Genomic DNA, 16207 nt, shown 5'->3' with positions numbered 1-16207 from the left:
GGTCACTGCGCCGGCTGCTCGGGTAGCACCAGGCGGTCCGCCGCGGTTTTCTTGCGTCGCAGCAGCACCCGGCGCGACCCGTCGGTGTAGGCCCGCACCCGGGTCAGTTCCCAGCCGCGGAACTCGGCCTCGATGGACAGCCGGGTCGACGCGCTGAGGCGGGTGACGTCCGGCGGCAGCCGCAGTGGTATCCACTCGTAGTCGTCGGTCAGGTCCTGTTCCCAGCCGGCGGGCATGCGGCCGCGGTTGGTCGGGCTCATCGGCCACCTTTCGCCGCGTCGGCGATCACCTGTACACCCGCTCCCGAACCGGACACGACGTACAGCGTGCCAGAGGATTCGTCGAAGGCCAGCGAGTTGGGTTGCTGCACGGTTCGATAACGCACCTTCTCGACAGGGATACCGGTAGCCAGATCGTAGCCAACAACGGTGTTCGACGCTGTCTGCGACACCCACACCAGCGTCGCGGACCCGGTCAGCCCGTACGGGGCGTCGCGCACCGGGTACTGCTGGCGCAGGATCAGCGGGTCGACCGTGTACACCAGCAGGCCCTGGCCGCGGGTGTCGGCGACCAGCACGCGGCTCATGCTGTCGGCGGCCATCGTGGTCGCGCCCTCACCGGCCCGCAGCGCCTGCGCGGCGTTGTCGCCGTCTTCCGACAGCGCCGTCACCGACGTCTGCGCCCGGTCCAGCACGACTGCCGTATCACCTTGTGTGACAAGCGCGTCGACGCGCGCGAAGATCTTCAGTTCGGCGTCGACGGCGTTGTCGCCGCCCAGCGTGAGAACCGCGCCGTCGGCCGTGCCGAGCACCAACCGGCCGTCGGCGCGACGGGCGATCGCGGTGAAGTCGGTGTCGCCCCGGCCGTCGAGTACGACCGTGTCGACGGTGCCGGCGGCCACGTCGATCCGGTGGTAGCCGCCGCGCGTCGAGGCGAACACCCAGCCGTCCCCGTCGCCGACGAGCGCGCTGGCCGGCCCGGGCAGCGGCACCGTCCGCGGGTCGCCGTCCCTGCCGAACACCGAGACCCGCGACCCGTCGTCACCCTCCAGCACCACCAGCGCGCCGGTCGCGGGGTCGACCAGCGCGGCCTGCGCCGGCGCGGCCAACGGGCGCATTTCACCGTCGGGGCGCGCGGTGACCGGTGGGGACACCGCGGCCTGGGCGGGCGCGATGGTCGGCGGCGGCGCGTCCACCGGGTTACTCGAGCACCCGCTGACCAGCGTGATTGCCAACACCGCCAGGATCGGGCGAAGGCGCCGATTCGGCGGGTTTATGCGAGGCGGCACGGGGTAGCTCTCGGTTGTGGCTTCCAGATGTCGGTCAACTGGCCAGTCTAGGCAGACCGCTCACCGTGCGATTACCGCCGCTTGTCGCGGCGCGGCAGCCGGTCGGCGGGCCGGCGGTAGGGTGCGATCATGACTCTGGCCGCGGACCGCGAACTGGGCGCCGGTCAATTCGTTCTCGAGGACATCACCACCGGCGTCCACGCCAGCGGATTCGGCCAGGTCGGTGACGGGCGGTCCTTCTCGTTCCAGGTCGAACGCCAGCAGCTGCGCGTCGAGGTCTACCGGCCGCGGCTGACCGGGCCGGTCCCGCTCGACGAGGACGTGGTCGCGGTGTCGAGCCGCAAGCTCACCGACGTCGACCTCACCGACCGGCGCAGCCTCGCCGCGGCGGTGCGCGATGCGGTGGCCGACGCGCAGCCGGTGGCGCGGGCCAGCCGCTGACCCCTGCCCACGGTACGGTCGTCGTCGTGACGGACGTGCCGGCGATGTCGTGGGTGCAGGTTGTCGTACTCGCGGTGTTGCAGGGCCTCACCGAATTCCTGCCGGTCTCGTCGTCGGGACACCTGGCCATCGCGTCGCGGGTGTTCTTCACCCACGACGCGGGCGCGTCGTTCACCGCCGTCACTCAGCTCGGTACCGAGTTCGCCGTGCTGCTCTACTTCGCCCGCGACATCGGCCGCATCGTCAAGGCCTGGTTCGGCGGGCTGCGCGTCAAGGCGCGCCGCAACGCCGACTACTGGCTGGGCTGGTACGTCATCATCGGCACCATCCCGATCGGCGTGTTCGGGCTGCTGTTCAAAGACGAGATCCGCACGGGCGCACGCAACCTGTGGGCGATCGCGATCGCGCTGATCGTGTTCTCGGCCGTCATCGCCGCCGCCGAGTACTACGGCCGCCAGGTCCGCGCCGTCGAACAGCTCACCTGGCGCGACGGCATCATCGTCGGCCTGGCCCAGTGCCTGGCGTTGCTGCCGGGCGTCTCCCGGTCCGGCGCGACCATCAGCGCGGGCCTGTTCCTCGGGCTCAACCGGGAACTGGCCGCGCGGTTCGGGTTCCTGCTGGCGATCCCGGCAGTGTTCGCCTCCGGCCTGTTCTCGCTGCCCGACGCGTTTCACCCGGTCGGGGAGGGGATGAGCGCCAGCGGTCCGCAGCTGCTGGTGGCCACGGTGATCGCGTTCGTCGTCGGGTTCGCCGCGGTCGCCTGGTTCCTGCGGTTCCTGGTCCGGCACAGCATGTACTGGTTCGTCGGCTACCGGGTGCTGCTGGGCACCGTCGTGCTGATCCTGCTGGGCACCGGGGTGGTGGCCGCCACATGACCGTGATCCTGCTGCGGCACGGCCGCTCGACGTCGAACACCGCGCACACCCTGGCCGGCCGCTCCGAGGGCGTCGACCTCGACGACAGAGGACGCGAACAGGCCCGCACGGTGGTCGACCGCATCGGGTCGCTGCCGATCCGCGCGATCGTGCGTTCACCGCTGCTGCGGTGTGAACGGACCGTGGCGCCGCTGGCCGAGGCGCTGGGACTCACCCCGACCGTCGACGAGCGGATCTCGGAGGTCGACTACGGCGCCTGGACCGGCCGCAAGATCGGCGAACTCGTCAAGGAACCGCTGTGGGCGGTGGTCCAGCAGCAACCCAGCGCCGCGGTGTTCCCCGACGGCGAGGGGCTGGCGCAGGTGCAGGCGCGCGCGGTGGCCGCGGTGCGCGAACACGACCGGCGGCTCGCCGAGGAGCACGACGGCGACGCGCTGTGGGTGGCCTGCACCCACGGCGACGTCATCAAAGCCATCGTCGCCGACGCGCTGGGCACCCACCTCGACAGCTTCCAGCGCATCACCGCCGACCCCGCGTCGGTCAGCGTGATCCGGTACACGACGCTGCGGCCGTTCGTGATCCACGTCAACCACACCGGTGAGAAGCTGACGTCGGGCCTGGCCGCGCCGCCCAAGGCGGACAGCAAGGACGGTTCCGGAGATGGCGCCAAGGAGGGTGACGTGCCGCCCGAGGACGCCGTCGTCGGCGGCTCCACCGGGTAGTCGCATTTACGGCCGACAACCCGCAGCCGGTATTTTGGAAGGTGCCATGCCCCGCGCAATTCACGTCTTCCGCACACCCGACCGTTTTGTGGCCGGGACTGTCGGCCAGCCGGGCAACCGAACCTTCTATCTGCAGGCCGTCCACGACAAGCGTGTGGTGTCGGTGGTGCTGGAGAAGCAACAGGTCGCCGTGCTCGCCGAGCGGATCGCTGCGCTGCTGCTCGAGATCAACCGCCGGTTCGGCACGCCGATCCCGCCCGACACCGGCGAGATCGAGGATCTGAGCCCGCTGATCACCCCGGTCGACGCGGAGTTCCGGGTCGGCACGATGGGCCTGGGCTGGGACTCCGAGGCCCAGACCGTGGTCGTCGAGCTGCTCGCGGTCTCGGAGACCGAGTTCGACGCCTCGGTGGTGCTCGACGACGCCGAGGACGGACCCGACGCGGTGCGGGTGTTCCTCACCCCCGAGTCCGCCCGCGAGTTCGCCACCCGCTCGAACCGGGTGATCTCGGCGGGCCGGCCGCCGTGTCCGCTGTGCGACGAACCGCTGGACCCCGAAGGCCACATCTGCGTACGCACCAACGGCTACCGGCGCGGCGCCTTCTCCGAGTCCGACGATGACGTCGACATCTGAGGGCGGCGACTCCGTTCGCGAGGTCGACGAGGTCCTGCAGCGCGGTGAGCTGACCGTCATCGGACGGATCCGCTCGGCGAGCAACGCGACCTTCCTGTGTGAGGCCAGTCTCGGTGAGCGACAGCTCCATTGCGTGTACAAGCCGGTCGCCGGTGAGGCGCCGCTGTGGGATTTCCCCGACGGAACGCTCGCCGGCCGTGAGCGCGGCGCCTACCTGGTGTCGGCCGCGCTGGGCTGGAACATCGTGCCGCACACCATCATTCGCGGTGGGCCCGCCGGCGAGGGGATGGTGCAGGTGTGGGTCGACCAGCCGGGCGACGAGGTCGACGACCAACAACCGGTCGGTCCCGACCTGGTCGACCTGCTGCCCGCCGGCAAGATCCCGCCCGGGTTCCTGCCGATCCTGCAGGCCTACGACTACGCCGGCGACGAGGTCACGCTCGTGCACGCCGACGACGACCGGCTGCGCCGGATGGCGGTGTTCGACGTGCTGGTCAACAACGCCGACCGCAAGGGCGGGCACATCCTGTCCGGGGTCGACGGCCGCGTGTACGGCGTCGACCACGGCGTGACGCTGCACGCCGAGGACAAACTGCGCACCGTGCTGTGGGGGTGGGCGGGCAAACCCGTCGACGACTCGACCCTGGAGTCGGTGGCCGCGCTGCGCGACGCGTTGCGCGACGGGCTGGCCGACGAGTTGTGTCAGCACATCACCGACCGTGAGATCGCCGCACTGTTAGCCAGAACCGTTGCCCTACTGGATGATCCGGTGATGCCCACCCCCGACCGCCGCCGCCCGATCCCGTGGCCGGCGTTCTGAACCATGACCCTTTCCGATGCGGCGCTGGCCGCCGAGGTGGCCGCTGAGGCGGGCGAGATGCTGCTGCGGGTACGCGAGGAGATCGGCTTCTACGACCCTTACGACCTCGGCGACGCCGGTGACCGACTGGCCAACAAGCTGATCCTCGAGCGGCTGCGCGAGGCGCGGCCCGACGACGCGGTGCTCTCGGAGGAGGCCGTCGACGACCTGTCGCGGGTCGACGCCGACCGGGTGTGGATCGTCGACCCGGTCGACGGCACCTACGAGTTCTCGATGCCGCGGCGCAAGGACTGGGCGGTGCACATCGCGCTGTGGCGCCGCGACGGCGGGCCCCACGGGCGCATCACCGACGCCGCGGTCGCGCTGCCGGCCCGCCACGAGGTCTACCGCACCGACACCGTCACCCCGCCGCCGCCGCGGACCGACGGGCCGATCCTGATCACCGCCAGCTCCAACCGGCCACCGCCGGTGCTGTGGTGGCTGCGCGACCGGATGGACATCCAGCTGGTGCGGATCGGCTCGGCCGGCGCCAAGGCGATGGCCGTGGTGCGCGGCGACGTCGACGCCTACCTGCACGCTGGCGGGCAGTGGGAGTGGGATTCGGCCGCCCCGGCCGGTGTGGTGCAGGCCGCGGGTCTGCACGCCACCCGGCTGGACGGCTCGGAGCTGATCTACAACCGGCCCGACCCGTACCTGCCCGACCTGCTGATGTGCCGCCCCGAGGTGGCCGACGTGCTGCTCGAGCACATTCTGGCGGCCTACCAGAGCCGGTTCGGGCGCTGAGCCGGGAATGGAACAGGCCCCCGCGTTGTCGATTTCGACGATGCCTAAAGTCGACGCTATGAATTCGTGGCCGGCTCCCGTCGTTCCGGCGCTGCCGGGCCGGGGTCCGCAGCTTCGTCTCTACGACAGCGCCGACCGGCAGGTCCGCCCGGTCGCCGCCGGCGCGACCGCCACCATGTACGTCTGCGGGATCACCCCCTACGACGCCACCCACCTCGGCCACGCGGCGACCTATCTGGCCTTCGACCTGGTGCACCGCCTCTGGCTCGACGGCGGCCATCGGGTGCACTACGTGCAGAACATCACCGACGTCGACGACCCGCTGTTCGAGCGCGCCGCCCGCGACGGCATCGACTGGCGCGACCTCGGCGACCGCGAGGTCGCGCTGTTCCGCGAGGACATGTCCGCGCTGCGGGTGCTGCCCCCACACGATTACGTCGCGGCCACCGACGCGATCGCCGAGGTGATCGAGGTGACCGAGAAACTGCTCGCCTCCGGCGCCGCCTACGTCGTCGACGACGCCGAGTACCCCGACGTCTACTACCGCGCCGACGCCACCCCGCAGTTCGGGTACGAATCCGGCTACGACCGCGACACCATGCGCCGGCTGTTCGCCGAACGCGGCGGTGACCCCGAGCGGCCCGGCAAGCGAGACGAACTCGACGCGCTGCTGTGGAGCGCGCAGCGGCCGGGGGAGCCGAGCTGGCCGTCACCGTTCGGCCCTGGCCGACCCGGCTGGCACGTCGAGTGCGCGGCCATCGCGCTGAGCCGCATCGGCACCGACCTCGACATCCAGGGCGGCGGCAGCGACCTGATCTTCCCGCACCACGAGTTCTCGGCCGCCCACGCCGAGGCGGTGACCGGGGAACGCCGCTTCGCCCGCCACTACGTGCACGCCGGGATGATCGGCTGGAACGGCCAGAAGATGAGCAAGAGCCTCGGCAACCTGGTGCTGGTGTCGCGGCTGCTCGCCGACGGCGTCGACCCGGCCGCGATCCGCCTCGGGCTGTTCGCCGGGCATTACCGCTCCGACCGGTTCTGGAGCGACGCCGTGCTCGCCGAGGCGCTCGAGCGGCTGGACCGCTGGCGGTCCGCCGTCGCGCTTCCCGGCGCCCCGGACGCGACCGACGTCGTCGCCCGGGTGCGCCGCTACCTCGCCGACGATCTCGATACTCCGAAAGCCCTTGCCGCCCTTGATGGTTGGACCACCGACGCGTTGACCTACGGGGGCCACGATCCGCAGGCCGGCCAGCTGGTCGCGACCGCCGTCGACGCCCTGCTGGGCATCGCGCTGTAACCCCGTTGCGGCGAGCGTGCGCGTCTGTCGACGACACGCCGCTGGTTCTGCGGCATTTGTGCACCCCCGCGGAGCGGTGAGAGTGCACCGGATGCCGCCGAGGGCGCGGTACCTTAGCCGCCATGAGTTCACTGAGCGGCAAAGTTGCGTTGATCACCGGCGGGGCGAACGGCATCGGCGAAGAGGTGGCCCGCCGCCTGCACGCCAAGGGCGCCAAGCTGGTGCTGACCGACCTGGACTGCGACCGGCTGGCCCAGGTGGCCGCGCGGTTCGGCGAGGACGGGGTGGTGACGGCGGTCGCCGACGTGCGCGACCTGGCGGCGATGGAGGCGGCGGTCGCCAAGGGCGTCGAACGGTTCGGCGGCATCGACATCGTGATGGCCAACGCCGGCATCGCGACCTACGGCTCGGTGCTCGGCGTGGACCCCCAGGCGTTCCAGACGCTCATGGACGTCAACGTCGTCGGCGTGTTCCACACCGTGCGCGCCGCGCTGCCCTCGGTGATCGACCGGCGCGGCTACGTGCTGGTGGTGTCGTCGGCGGCGGCCTACGCCGCCTCGGCCGGCATGGCACCCTATGACGCCTCGAAGGCGGCCGCCGAGCATTTCGCCAACGCGCTGCGCCTGGAGGTCGCGCACCACGGTGTCGATGTCGGGTCGGCGCACATGCTGTGGATCGACACGCCGCTGGTCCGGGAGAGCCGCTCGGACCTGCCGAGCGCGCGCAAGATGCTCGACTCGCTGCCCGGGCCGCTGGGCAAGACCACCTCGGTGGACAAGTGCGGTGAGCTGTTCGTCGCCGGCATCGAGGCCCGCAAGCGGCAGATCAACTGCCCGCGGTTCGTCGGCCTGATGCGCTGGCTCAAACCGCTGCTGGCGTCACGGCTGGGGGAGCGCGCCACGCTGAAGTCCGTGCCCGATCTGCTGCCCAAGATGGACGCCGAGGTCGCTGAACTCGGCCGCTCGATGAGCGAGCGCACCGAAGCGCTGGAGAAGCGTTGATACGTCGCATCGCCGTCGCGCTGACCGCGGCGCTCATGCTCAGCGGTTGCGGCGCAACGGGATCCGATGAGCCGACGCCGGTGGAGCCGCCCCCGGGCGCCGCGCCGGTCAGCCCCGAGCAGGCCCGCGCGATCGCCAAGGAGGCCTACATCTACGGCTTCCCGCTGGTCGACAGCTACCGCATCCGCTACGCCTACTTCGTCGACAAGCAGAGCCCGGAGTACAAGGGCGGTTTCAACGAGGTGCACAGCGAGGCGCGGCTCTACACGCCCGCCGACAAGGCGGTGCAGACCCCGAACGCGGACACGCCGTACTCGATGCTCGGCCTGGATCTGCGCACCGAACCGCTGGTGCTGACCGTTCCGCCGATCGAACAGGACCGTTACTACTCGCTGCAGTTCATCGACGGCTACACCTACAACGTCGCCTACGTCGGCAGCCGCACCACCGGGAACGGCGGCGGCACGTTCCTGGTGGCCGGGCCGAACTGGACCGGCGAGACGCCCGACGGGGTCGACGAGGTCATCCGGTTCGACACCGACCTCGCGTCGGTCATCTACCGCACGCAACTGTTCGGCCCCTCCGACCTGGAGAACGTCAAGAAGATCCAGGCCGGATACCAGGCGACGCCGCTGTCGGTGTACCTGAACCGGCCGCCGCCGCCGGCCGCGCCGCCGATCGACTTCGTGCCGCCGCTGACGACCGAGCAGCAGCGGACCTCGCCGCAGTTCTTCGAGATCCTCGGCTTCACGCTGCGCACCGCGCCGGTGTTGCCCGCCGAGACGCAGATGCGTGAGCGCTTCGCGTCGATCGGGATCGGACCCGACGGTGACTTCGAGGCCGACGAACTGTCTCCGGACATGCGCGCGGCGATCGAGGGCGGAATGGCCGACGCGTGGGCCGAACTGGACACGCTGCGCCGCGAGAAGGTGGACACCGGCGAGGTCGGCTCCGCCCAATTCTTCGGCACCGCAGCGGATCTGAAGGGCAACTACCTGTACCGGATGGCCGGCGCGGTGTTCGGGATCTTCGGCAACTCCGCTGCCGAAGCCCTCTATCCGGCCATCGGGCAGGACGCCTCCGACGCGCCGCTCACCGGCGCCGACAACTACGTCGTGAAGTTCCCGTCCGGTCAGCTGCCGCCGGTCAATTCGTTCTGGTCTCTGACCATGTACGAGATGCCGCAGAGCCTGCTGGTGGACAACCCCATCCAGCGGTACCTGATCAACTCGCCGATGCTGCCCAGCCTGGTGCCCGATCCCGACGGCGGCTACACGATCTACGTGCAAAACGCCTCACCCGGGCCGGGTAAGGAGGCCAATTGGCTACCTGCCCCCAAGGGCCCGTTCCTGATGGTGATGCGGCTGTACTGGCCGAAGCCCGACGCGCTCAACGGCACCTGGAAACCGCCGAAGGCCGAAAAAGTCTGACCCCTTGGGGGGTGTGCGGGCCGAGCGGCCACTTACCTGACAGAAAACCGCTCGACGCGCGCCGTAACTGGCCGCTCGCCGCAACAGATCTAGCCGCGGAAGCCCGGGCCGCGCCGGCGCAGGTAGCGCTCGAACTCCGCGGCCAGCGCGTCGCCGTCGATCTTTCCGAGCGCCTCGGTCATGTCGACCTCGGCGTCGCCGCGTTCCTCCAGCGACTGCACGTACTCGGCGATCTCGTCGTCCTCGGCGGTCATCTCCGACACGGCCTGCTCCCACTCCTCGGCGGCGCTCGGCAGATCGGCCAGCGGCACCTCGATGTCGAGAACGTCCTCGACGCGGCGCAGCAGCGCGACCGTCGCTTTGGGGTTCGGCGGCTGCGACACGTAGTGCGGGATCGCGGCCCAGAACGTGACCGCGGGGATGCCGGCCTGCACGCAGGCGTCCTGGAACACCCCCGCGATCCCCGTCGGGCCCTCGTAGCGGGTCTCCTCGAGCCCGAACACCTGCGCCGAGTCGCGGGAATACGCCGCGCCCGACACCGGCACCGGCCGGGTGTGCGGGGTGTCGGCCAGCAGCGCGCCGAGGATGACGACGGTCTGCACGTTCAGCTTGTCGGCGATCGCCAACAACTCCGAGCAGAACGTGCGCCAGCGCATATTGGGTTCGACGCCGTGCATCAGCACGATGTCGCGGTCGGACCCCGGCGGCCGGCAGTGCGAAATCCGCATCGACGGCCACACCAGTTCCCGGGTCACCCCGTCGACCTGCCGGATCACCGGCCGATTCACCTGGTAGTCGTAGTACGCCTCGTCGTCGATCTCGAAGATCGTCTCGGCCTCCCAGATCGCGTCCAGGTGCTCGACGGCGTCGCTGGCCGCGTCCCCGGCGTCATTCCAGCCCTCGAACGCCGCCACGACGACCGTGTTGCTCAGTTCGGGCAGGTCGGGCGGTGTCAAACCGCTCGCATCCGACAAGGTCACAACGCCAGCGTAAGCCCTGCGCGGCGGGTAGGAGCGCCATCGCCACACGAGTCGAGTCGATCCGGCGACTACCCTGTATCCGTGCCCTTGTTCAACCAGCGCGTGTACTGCACCGACGGGGTCGACGCGCTCGCTGGTCGGTGACGTTGCGGCCGGCCCCCGCCCGCAGGCCGCGGACGTCGACGGAACGAAATATGTTTGGCGACAGACTGGTTGATCTTGTGGCGCCGATTTCGCCGACGAGTTGCGACCGCCCGCCGTCAGCGGGCGCGACGCGACCGGCGGCGACATCGAGCGAGGTGTCCGGACGTCGATCTGATGACGACGTAGACTTCCTGAGGTCGAGAGGCGTTGCAACGGAACCGGGGGTTCCCCGCGGTGTCCGCCACGCTCGGCGAAGTCAAGGACGCCTTCCGTTGAGGAAGGAGCGCTTGTGAACTCATCTGAGTCCAATATCGGGTCCGGTCTCGAGCCGAACATCCGTCCCGACAGCACCGACGAACTGACGGCGACCCTGCGCGAGCGGATCATGGTGATCGACGGCGCGATGGGCACCGCAATCCAGCGCGACCGCCCCGACGAGGCCGGCTACCGCGGCGAACGCTTCAAGGACTGGCCCAGTGACCTGCAGGGCAACAACGACCTGCTCAACCTGACCCAGCCGCACATCATCGAGGCGATCCACCGCGAGTACCTCGAGGCCGGGGCCGACCTGCTGGAGACCAACACGTTCAACGCGAACGCGGTCTCGCTGTCGGACTACGGCATGGAGGAGCTCAGCTACGAGCTGAACTACGCGGGCGCCGCGCTGGCGCGGGCGGCCTGCGACGAGTTCAGCACCCCCGACAAGCCCCGCTACGTCGCAGGCGCGCTCGGCCCCACCACGCGCACCGCGTCGATCTCGCCCGACGTCAACGACCCCGGCGCCCGCAACGTCACCTACGACCGGCTGGTCGCCGCGTACCTCGAGGCCGCCAGGGGCCTGGTCGACGGCGGCGCCGACATCATCATCGTCGAGACGATCTTCGACACGCTCAACGCCAAGGCCGCGATCTTCGCCATCGAGACGTTGTTCGAGGAGCGTCGCCGCCGGTGGCCGGTGATCATCTCCGGCACCATCACCGACGCGTCCGGCCGGACGCTGTCCGGTCAGGTCACCGAGGCCTTCTGGAACTCGGTCCGCCACGCCAAGCCGCTCGCCGTCGGCCTCAACTGCGCCCTCGGCGCGCCGGAGATGCGGCCCTACATCGCCGAGATGTCCCGGATCGCCGACACGTTCGTGTCGTGCTACCCGAACGCGGGCCTGCCCAACGCGTTCGCCGAGTATGACGAAACCCCGCAGCGCCAAGCCGGATACGTCGCCGACTTCGCCGAGGCGGGTTTCGTCAACCTGGTCGGCGGGTGCTGCGGGACGACGCCTGCGCACATCGCCGAGATCGCCAAGGTCGTCGAGGGCAAGGCACCGCGCGTGGTCCCGGAGATCCCCGTCGCCACCCGCCTGTCGGGCCTCGAGCCGCTCAACATCGACGACAACTCGCTGTTCGTGAACATCGGTGAGCGCACCAACATCACCGGTTCGGCCCGGTTCCGCAACCTGATCAAGGCCGAGGACTACGACACCGCGCTGTCGGTGGCCCTGCAGCAGGTCGAGGTCGGTGCCCAGATCATCGACATCAACATGGACGAGGGCATGATCGACGGCGTCGCCGCGATGGACCGGTTCACCAGGCTGATCGCCTCCGAACCCGACATCAGCCGCGTCCCGGTGATGATCGACTCCTCCAAGTGGGAGGTTATCGAGGCGGGCCTGAAGAACGTGCAGGGCAAGCCGATCGTCAACTCGATCTCCATGAAGGAGGGCGAGGAGAAATTCATCCACGAGGCCCGGCTGTGCCGCAAGTACGGCGCCGCCGTGGTCGTGATGGCCTTCGACGAAGAGGGCCAGGCCGACAACCTCGAGCGCCGCAAACAGATCTGCGGGCGCGCCTACCGGATCCTGACCGAACAGGTCGGTTTCCCGGCCGAGGACATCATCTTCGACCCGAACTGCTTCGCGCTGGCCACCGGCATCGAGGAGCACGCCACCTACGGCATCGACTTCATCGAGGCCTGCGCCTGGATTAAGGAGAACCTGCCCGGGGTGCACATCTCCGGCGGCATCTCGAACGTGTCGTTCTCGTTCCGCGGCAACAACCCGGTCCGCGAGGCCATCCACGCGGTGTTCCTGTACCACGCCATCAAGGCCGGCCTGAGCATGGGCATCGTCAACGCGGGTGCATTGGTGCCCTACGACTCGATCGACCCCGAGCTGCGGGAGCGCATCGAGGACGTCGTGCTCAACCGGCGCGAGGACGCCGCCGAGCGGCTGCTGGAGATCGCCGAACGGTTCAACAAGTCCGAGAAGGGGGAGGACCCCCAGGCCGCCGAGTGGCGCAGCTTGCCGGTCCGTGAGCGCATCACGCACGCGCTGGTGAAGGGGATCGACGCGCACGTCGACGACGACACCGAGGAGCTGCGCGCCGAGATCGCCGCTGCCGGTGGCCGTCCCATCGAGGTGATCGAGGGCCCGCTGATGGACGGGATGAACGTCGTCGGCGACCTGTTCGGCTCCGGGAAGATGTTCCTGCCGCAGGTGGTCAAGTCGGCCCGGGTGATGAAGAAGGCCGTCGCGTACCTGCTGCCGTTCATCGAAGCGGAGAAGGAAGAGGCCGGCACAACCGGATCGAAGGACACCAACGGCACCATCGTGATGGCCACGGTCAAGGGCGACGTCCACGACATCGGCAAGAACATCGTCGGAGTCGTGCTGCAGTGCAACAACTTCGAGGTGATCGACCTCGGGGTGATGGTGCCCGCGCAGAAGATCCTGGACGCGGCCAAGGAGCACGACGCCGACATCATCGGGCTGTCCGGGCTGATCACCCCGTCGCTGGACGAGATGAGCAACTTCGCGGTCGAGATGGAACGCGCCGGCTTGGAGATCCCGCTGCTGATCGGCGGTGCGACCACCTCGCGCGCCCACACCGCGGTGAAGATCTCGCCGCGCCGCAGCGGTCCGGTGGTCTGGGTCAAGGACGCGTCCCGCTCGGTGCCGGTGGCCGCCGCGCTGCTCGACGACAAGCAGCGCCCGGGCCTGCTGGAGGCCACCGAGAAGGACTACGCCTCCCTGCGGGAACGGCACGCCCAGAAGAACGACCGGCCGATGCTGACCCTGGAGAAGGCCCGCGCGAACCGCACACCGATCGAGTGGGACGGCTACACCCCGCCGGTGCCCGCGCAGGGTCTCGGCGTGCGCGAGTTCCTCGACTACGACCTCGCCGAACTGCGCGAGTACATCGACTGGCAGCCGTTCTTCAACGCCTGGGAGATGAAGGGACGCTTCCCCGACATCCTCAACAACCCGGCGACGGGCGAGGCGGCGCGCAAGCTCTACGACGACGCGCAGGAGATGCTCGACACGGCGATCAAGGAGAAGTGGCTGACCGCCAACGGGGTGATCGGGTTCTTCCCGGCCAACGCCGTCGGTGACGACGTCGAGGTCTACACCGACGACACCCGCACCCAGGTGCTGACCACGCTGCACAACCTGCGTCAGCAGGGTGAGCACCGCGAGGGCATCCCGAACCGGTCACTGGGCGACTTCGTGGCACCGAAGGAAACGGGGCTGGCCGACTACGTCGGCGCGTTCGCCGTGACCGCCGGCCTGGGCAGCCAGGAGAAGATCATGGAGTTCAAGGCGGCGCTGGACGACTACAGCGCGATCCTGCTGGAGTCGGTCGCCGACCGGCTCGCCGAGGCGTTCGCCGAACGCATGCACCAGCGGGTGCGCAAGGAGATCTGGGGATACCAGCCCGACGAGCAGCTGGGCAACGAGGAGCTGATCGGCGAGAAGTACCGCGGCATCCGGCCCGCGCCCGGCTACCCTGCCTGCCCGGAGCACACCGAGAAGACCACGCTGTTCGAGCTGCTCGACGTCACGAAGCGGACCGGCATCGAGCTGACCGAGTCGATGGCGATGTGGCCCGGCGCCGCGGTCAGCGGCTGGTACTTCTCGCATCCGCAGTCGCAGTACTTCGTCGTCGGGCGCATCGCCCAGGACCAGGTCGCCGACTACGCGAAGCGCAAAGGCTGGACGCTGAAGGAGGCCGAGCGCTGGCTCGCGCCCAACCTCGGCTACAACCCGGAGGACTGAGCCGCCACGGCGCCGGTCCCCTCGGTTCGGTTACCGGAACACGTCGGCGTTGGCCGCGGCCCACTGTGCCACCGTCTGCGCGGGTGTGGCGGTCAGGTCGGCGACCAGCGTGTTGGCCGACTGCGGCGGGTGCTCGGCGAGCATGTCGTAGTACCAACGGACTTCGTCGCCCATCATCGGACGCAGCGCCTGCTCGGCCTGCTCGCGGCCGCACACCGCGAAGGTGACGTCGACGCCGATGCCGACGCCGATCTGCTCGGCGATCTGGACGCGGGTCAGTGCCTGCGGCCCCGTCAGCTCGTACATCCGAGAGCGGTGCGACGGATCCGGTTCGGCGAGCAGTACCGCGGCGACCCGGGCGATGTCGTCCATCGACACCGGCGCCTGCACCACATCCGGATACGGTTCGCGTACGGTGCGCGTGGTTCGGATCTGCTCGCCCCAGAACGCGTAGTTGTCCAGGAACTCACCGGCGCCGATCTGGGTATGCGCGATCCCCGATGCCGCCACGGCCTCGGCCTGCGGCTGCCAGTGGGCGCCGCCCGACAGGGCGACGACGTACTCGACGCCGGCCGCCCGCGCCAGCGCCAGCGTGGCGTCAACCGTCGACGGCAACGGCGCCAGATACATGGCCCGAACTCCCTCCAAAGCGGCGGGCAGCGTCTCCGGACGGCCGAGATAGCCGGTCACCGCGGCGACCCCGTCGGGCAGGGCGGCCTTGGCGGGGTTGGTGGTCAGCGCGCGGATGTCGTTGCATCCCAGGTTGATCAGTTGATCGACCACACGCCTGCCGATATTTCCGGTGGCTCCGGTCACGAGAAGGGTCATGATTTCACCGTAGGGGACACCCATGACAGAATCGGCCCCATGCGGGCCGTGCTCTTCGACATGGATGGCACGCTCGTCGACTCCGAAAAGCTCTGGGACATCTCGCTGGCCGCGCTGTACCGCGAACTCGGCGGCGAACTGACCCGCGAGGTCCGGGCGTCGCTGGTCGGCGCCTCGGCCGAGGACACCATCCGCACCGTGTACACCGACCTCGGTCTCGACCTCGACCAGGCCGCGATGACCGAGTCCAGTCAATGGCTGCACGACTACACCGGTGAACTGTTCGCGGCCGGTCTGCCGTGGTGCGAAGGCGCCCGCGAATTGTTGGATCAGCTTGCCGCCGAAGGAACTCCGATGGCACTGGTTACCAACACGCAACGGGCCTTGACCGAAAGCGCTCTGGCAAGTATTGGGGCGCACTACTTCTCGGCGACGGTGTGCGCCGACGAGGTTGCGCGCGGCAAACCCGCCCCGGATGTCTACCGTCGCGCGGCGCAATTGCTGGATCTGTCGCCCGCCGAGTGCCTGGCCGTCGAGGATTCCGCTACCGGCACCGCGGCCGCCGAGAGCGCGGGATGCCCGGTGCTGGTGGTCCCCAACGAGATAGCGGTGCCCGACGGCCCCCGTCGACGCCAGGTTTCCTCGCTGGCGCAGGTGGGTACCGCCGATCTGCGCGCGGTCCACCGCGAACTGGCCGCGCGTACCTGAGAGAACACGCCGCGTGACAACCGGTCTGTGATTGAATGTGACCTCCATCACGCACTGCTGCGGGAGGTCGTTTCATGACGCACGTCACCTTCGACCTGCCTCCGGGTGAGGTGAGCGTTCTGCTCGGCCCCTCGGGTACCGGTAAGTCGGTGTTCTTGAAGTCGTTGATCGGTCTGCTGCGCCCTGAGCGCGGCAAGATCATCGTCGA

At 69.5% G+C, this 16207-nt stretch carries 16 protein-coding genes; 12 read left to right on the top strand and 4 right to left on the bottom strand.

The annotated features are described in order from the left end of the window. Window positions 1-2 precede the first annotated feature (2 nt). Both BHQ18_RS25345 and BHQ18_RS25340 read right to left on the bottom strand, forming a co-directional pair. Entirely contained in the window at window positions 3-260 is a 258-nt protein-coding gene (locus BHQ18_RS25345) for a DUF5703 family protein (protein WP_069416417.1), read from the bottom strand. Then, window positions 257-1288, bottom strand: a complete 1032-nt coding sequence (locus tag BHQ18_RS25340) for an NHL repeat-containing protein (protein ID WP_069416416.1) — start codon at window positions 1286-1288, stop codon at window positions 257-259. The genes BHQ18_RS25345 and BHQ18_RS25340 overlap by 4 nt, the downstream gene beginning before the upstream one ends. 129 nt (window positions 1289-1417) lie before the next feature. On the opposite strand from BHQ18_RS25340, the gene BHQ18_RS25335 reads away from it, so the two are divergent. The 9 genes from BHQ18_RS25335 to BHQ18_RS25295 all read left to right on the top strand — a co-directional run bounded on the left by BHQ18_RS25335 (window position 1418) and on the right by BHQ18_RS25295 (window position 9291). Continuing rightward, window positions 1418-1729, top strand: a complete 312-nt coding sequence (locus BHQ18_RS25335; RefSeq protein WP_069416415.1) for a hypothetical protein — start codon at window positions 1418-1420, stop codon at window positions 1727-1729. Between the two features lie 44 nt (window positions 1730-1773). After that, a complete protein-coding gene (locus tag BHQ18_RS25330; protein ID WP_069416458.1) occupies window positions 1774-2604 on the top strand; it encodes an undecaprenyl-diphosphate phosphatase in 831 nt (276 codons plus the stop codon). Continuing rightward, a complete protein-coding gene (locus tag BHQ18_RS25325) occupies window positions 2601-3326 on the top strand; it encodes a histidine phosphatase family protein (RefSeq protein WP_069416414.1) in 726 nt (241 codons plus the stop codon). The genes BHQ18_RS25330 and BHQ18_RS25325 overlap by 4 nt, the downstream gene beginning before the upstream one ends. A gap of 46 nt (window positions 3327-3372) precedes the next feature. Then, window positions 3373-3960 (top strand): Rv2134c family protein, encoded by a 588-nt coding sequence (locus tag BHQ18_RS25320; protein ID WP_069416413.1) that lies wholly within the window; start codon window positions 3373-3375, stop codon window positions 3958-3960. Beyond that, window positions 3944-4780, top strand: a complete 837-nt coding sequence (locus BHQ18_RS25315) for an Rv2133c family protein (protein WP_069416412.1) — start codon at window positions 3944-3946, stop codon at window positions 4778-4780. The genes BHQ18_RS25320 and BHQ18_RS25315 overlap by 17 nt, the downstream gene beginning before the upstream one ends. A gap of 3 nt (window positions 4781-4783) precedes the next feature. After that, a complete protein-coding gene (locus BHQ18_RS25310; RefSeq protein WP_069416411.1) occupies window positions 4784-5563 on the top strand; it encodes a 3'(2'),5'-bisphosphate nucleotidase CysQ in 780 nt (259 codons plus the stop codon). A gap of 58 nt (window positions 5564-5621) precedes the next feature. Then, complete coding sequence (gene mshC, locus BHQ18_RS25305; RefSeq protein WP_069416410.1) at window positions 5622-6860, top strand: cysteine--1-D-myo-inosityl 2-amino-2-deoxy-alpha-D-glucopyranoside ligase; 1239 nt, start codon at window positions 5622-5624, stop codon at window positions 6858-6860. 122 nt (window positions 6861-6982) lie between these two features. Further along, window positions 6983-7861, top strand: coding sequence for an SDR family oxidoreductase (locus BHQ18_RS25300; protein ID WP_069416409.1), 879 nt, complete (start codon window positions 6983-6985; stop codon window positions 7859-7861). Continuing rightward, window positions 7858-9291 carry a DUF1254 domain-containing protein gene (locus BHQ18_RS25295; RefSeq protein WP_069416408.1) on the top strand — a complete coding sequence of 478 codons (1434 nt, stop codon included), beginning with the start codon at window positions 7858-7860 and terminating at the stop codon, window positions 9289-9291. Before BHQ18_RS25300 ends, BHQ18_RS25295 begins: the two co-directional genes overlap by 4 nt. An 89-nt stretch (window positions 9292-9380) precedes the next feature. On the opposite strand, the gene BHQ18_RS25290 is transcribed toward BHQ18_RS25295, so the two are convergent. After that, window positions 9381-10271 (bottom strand): PAC2 family protein, encoded by an 891-nt coding sequence (locus BHQ18_RS25290; RefSeq protein WP_069416407.1) that lies wholly within the window; start codon window positions 10269-10271, stop codon window positions 9381-9383. Window positions 10272-10704: 433 nt separating this feature from the next. On the opposite strand from BHQ18_RS25290, the gene metH reads away from it, so the two are divergent. Next, window positions 10705-14463, top strand: a complete 3759-nt coding sequence (gene metH / locus BHQ18_RS25285) for a methionine synthase (RefSeq protein WP_069416406.1) — start codon at window positions 10705-10707, stop codon at window positions 14461-14463. A gap of 30 nt (window positions 14464-14493) precedes the next feature. Here metH and BHQ18_RS25280 read toward each other — a convergent pair whose 3' ends face one another. Next, the gene (locus BHQ18_RS25280) at window positions 14494-15291 is read right to left on the bottom strand and encodes an SDR family oxidoreductase (protein WP_069416457.1); all 798 of its coding nucleotides are present in this window, start codon (window positions 15289-15291) and stop codon (window positions 14494-14496) included. 39 nt (window positions 15292-15330) lie between these two features. Between BHQ18_RS25280 and BHQ18_RS25275 the strand changes: the two genes are divergently transcribed. Further along, window positions 15331-15999, top strand: a complete 669-nt coding sequence (locus tag BHQ18_RS25275) for an HAD family hydrolase (protein WP_069416405.1) — start codon at window positions 15331-15333, stop codon at window positions 15997-15999. Window positions 16000-16073: 74 nt separating this feature from the next. Beyond that, on the top strand, window positions 16074-16207 hold a 134-nt coding region (locus BHQ18_RS29315), incomplete at its 3' end, for an ATP-binding cassette domain-containing protein (protein WP_411550521.1).

Origin of the sequence: Mycolicibacterium flavescens (assembly GCF_001722335.1) — a bacterium.
Taxonomy (GTDB): domain Bacteria; phylum Actinomycetota; class Actinomycetes; order Mycobacteriales; family Mycobacteriaceae; genus Mycobacterium; species Mycobacterium flavescens.
This window is presented reverse-complemented; position numbering and strand designations above follow the sequence as displayed.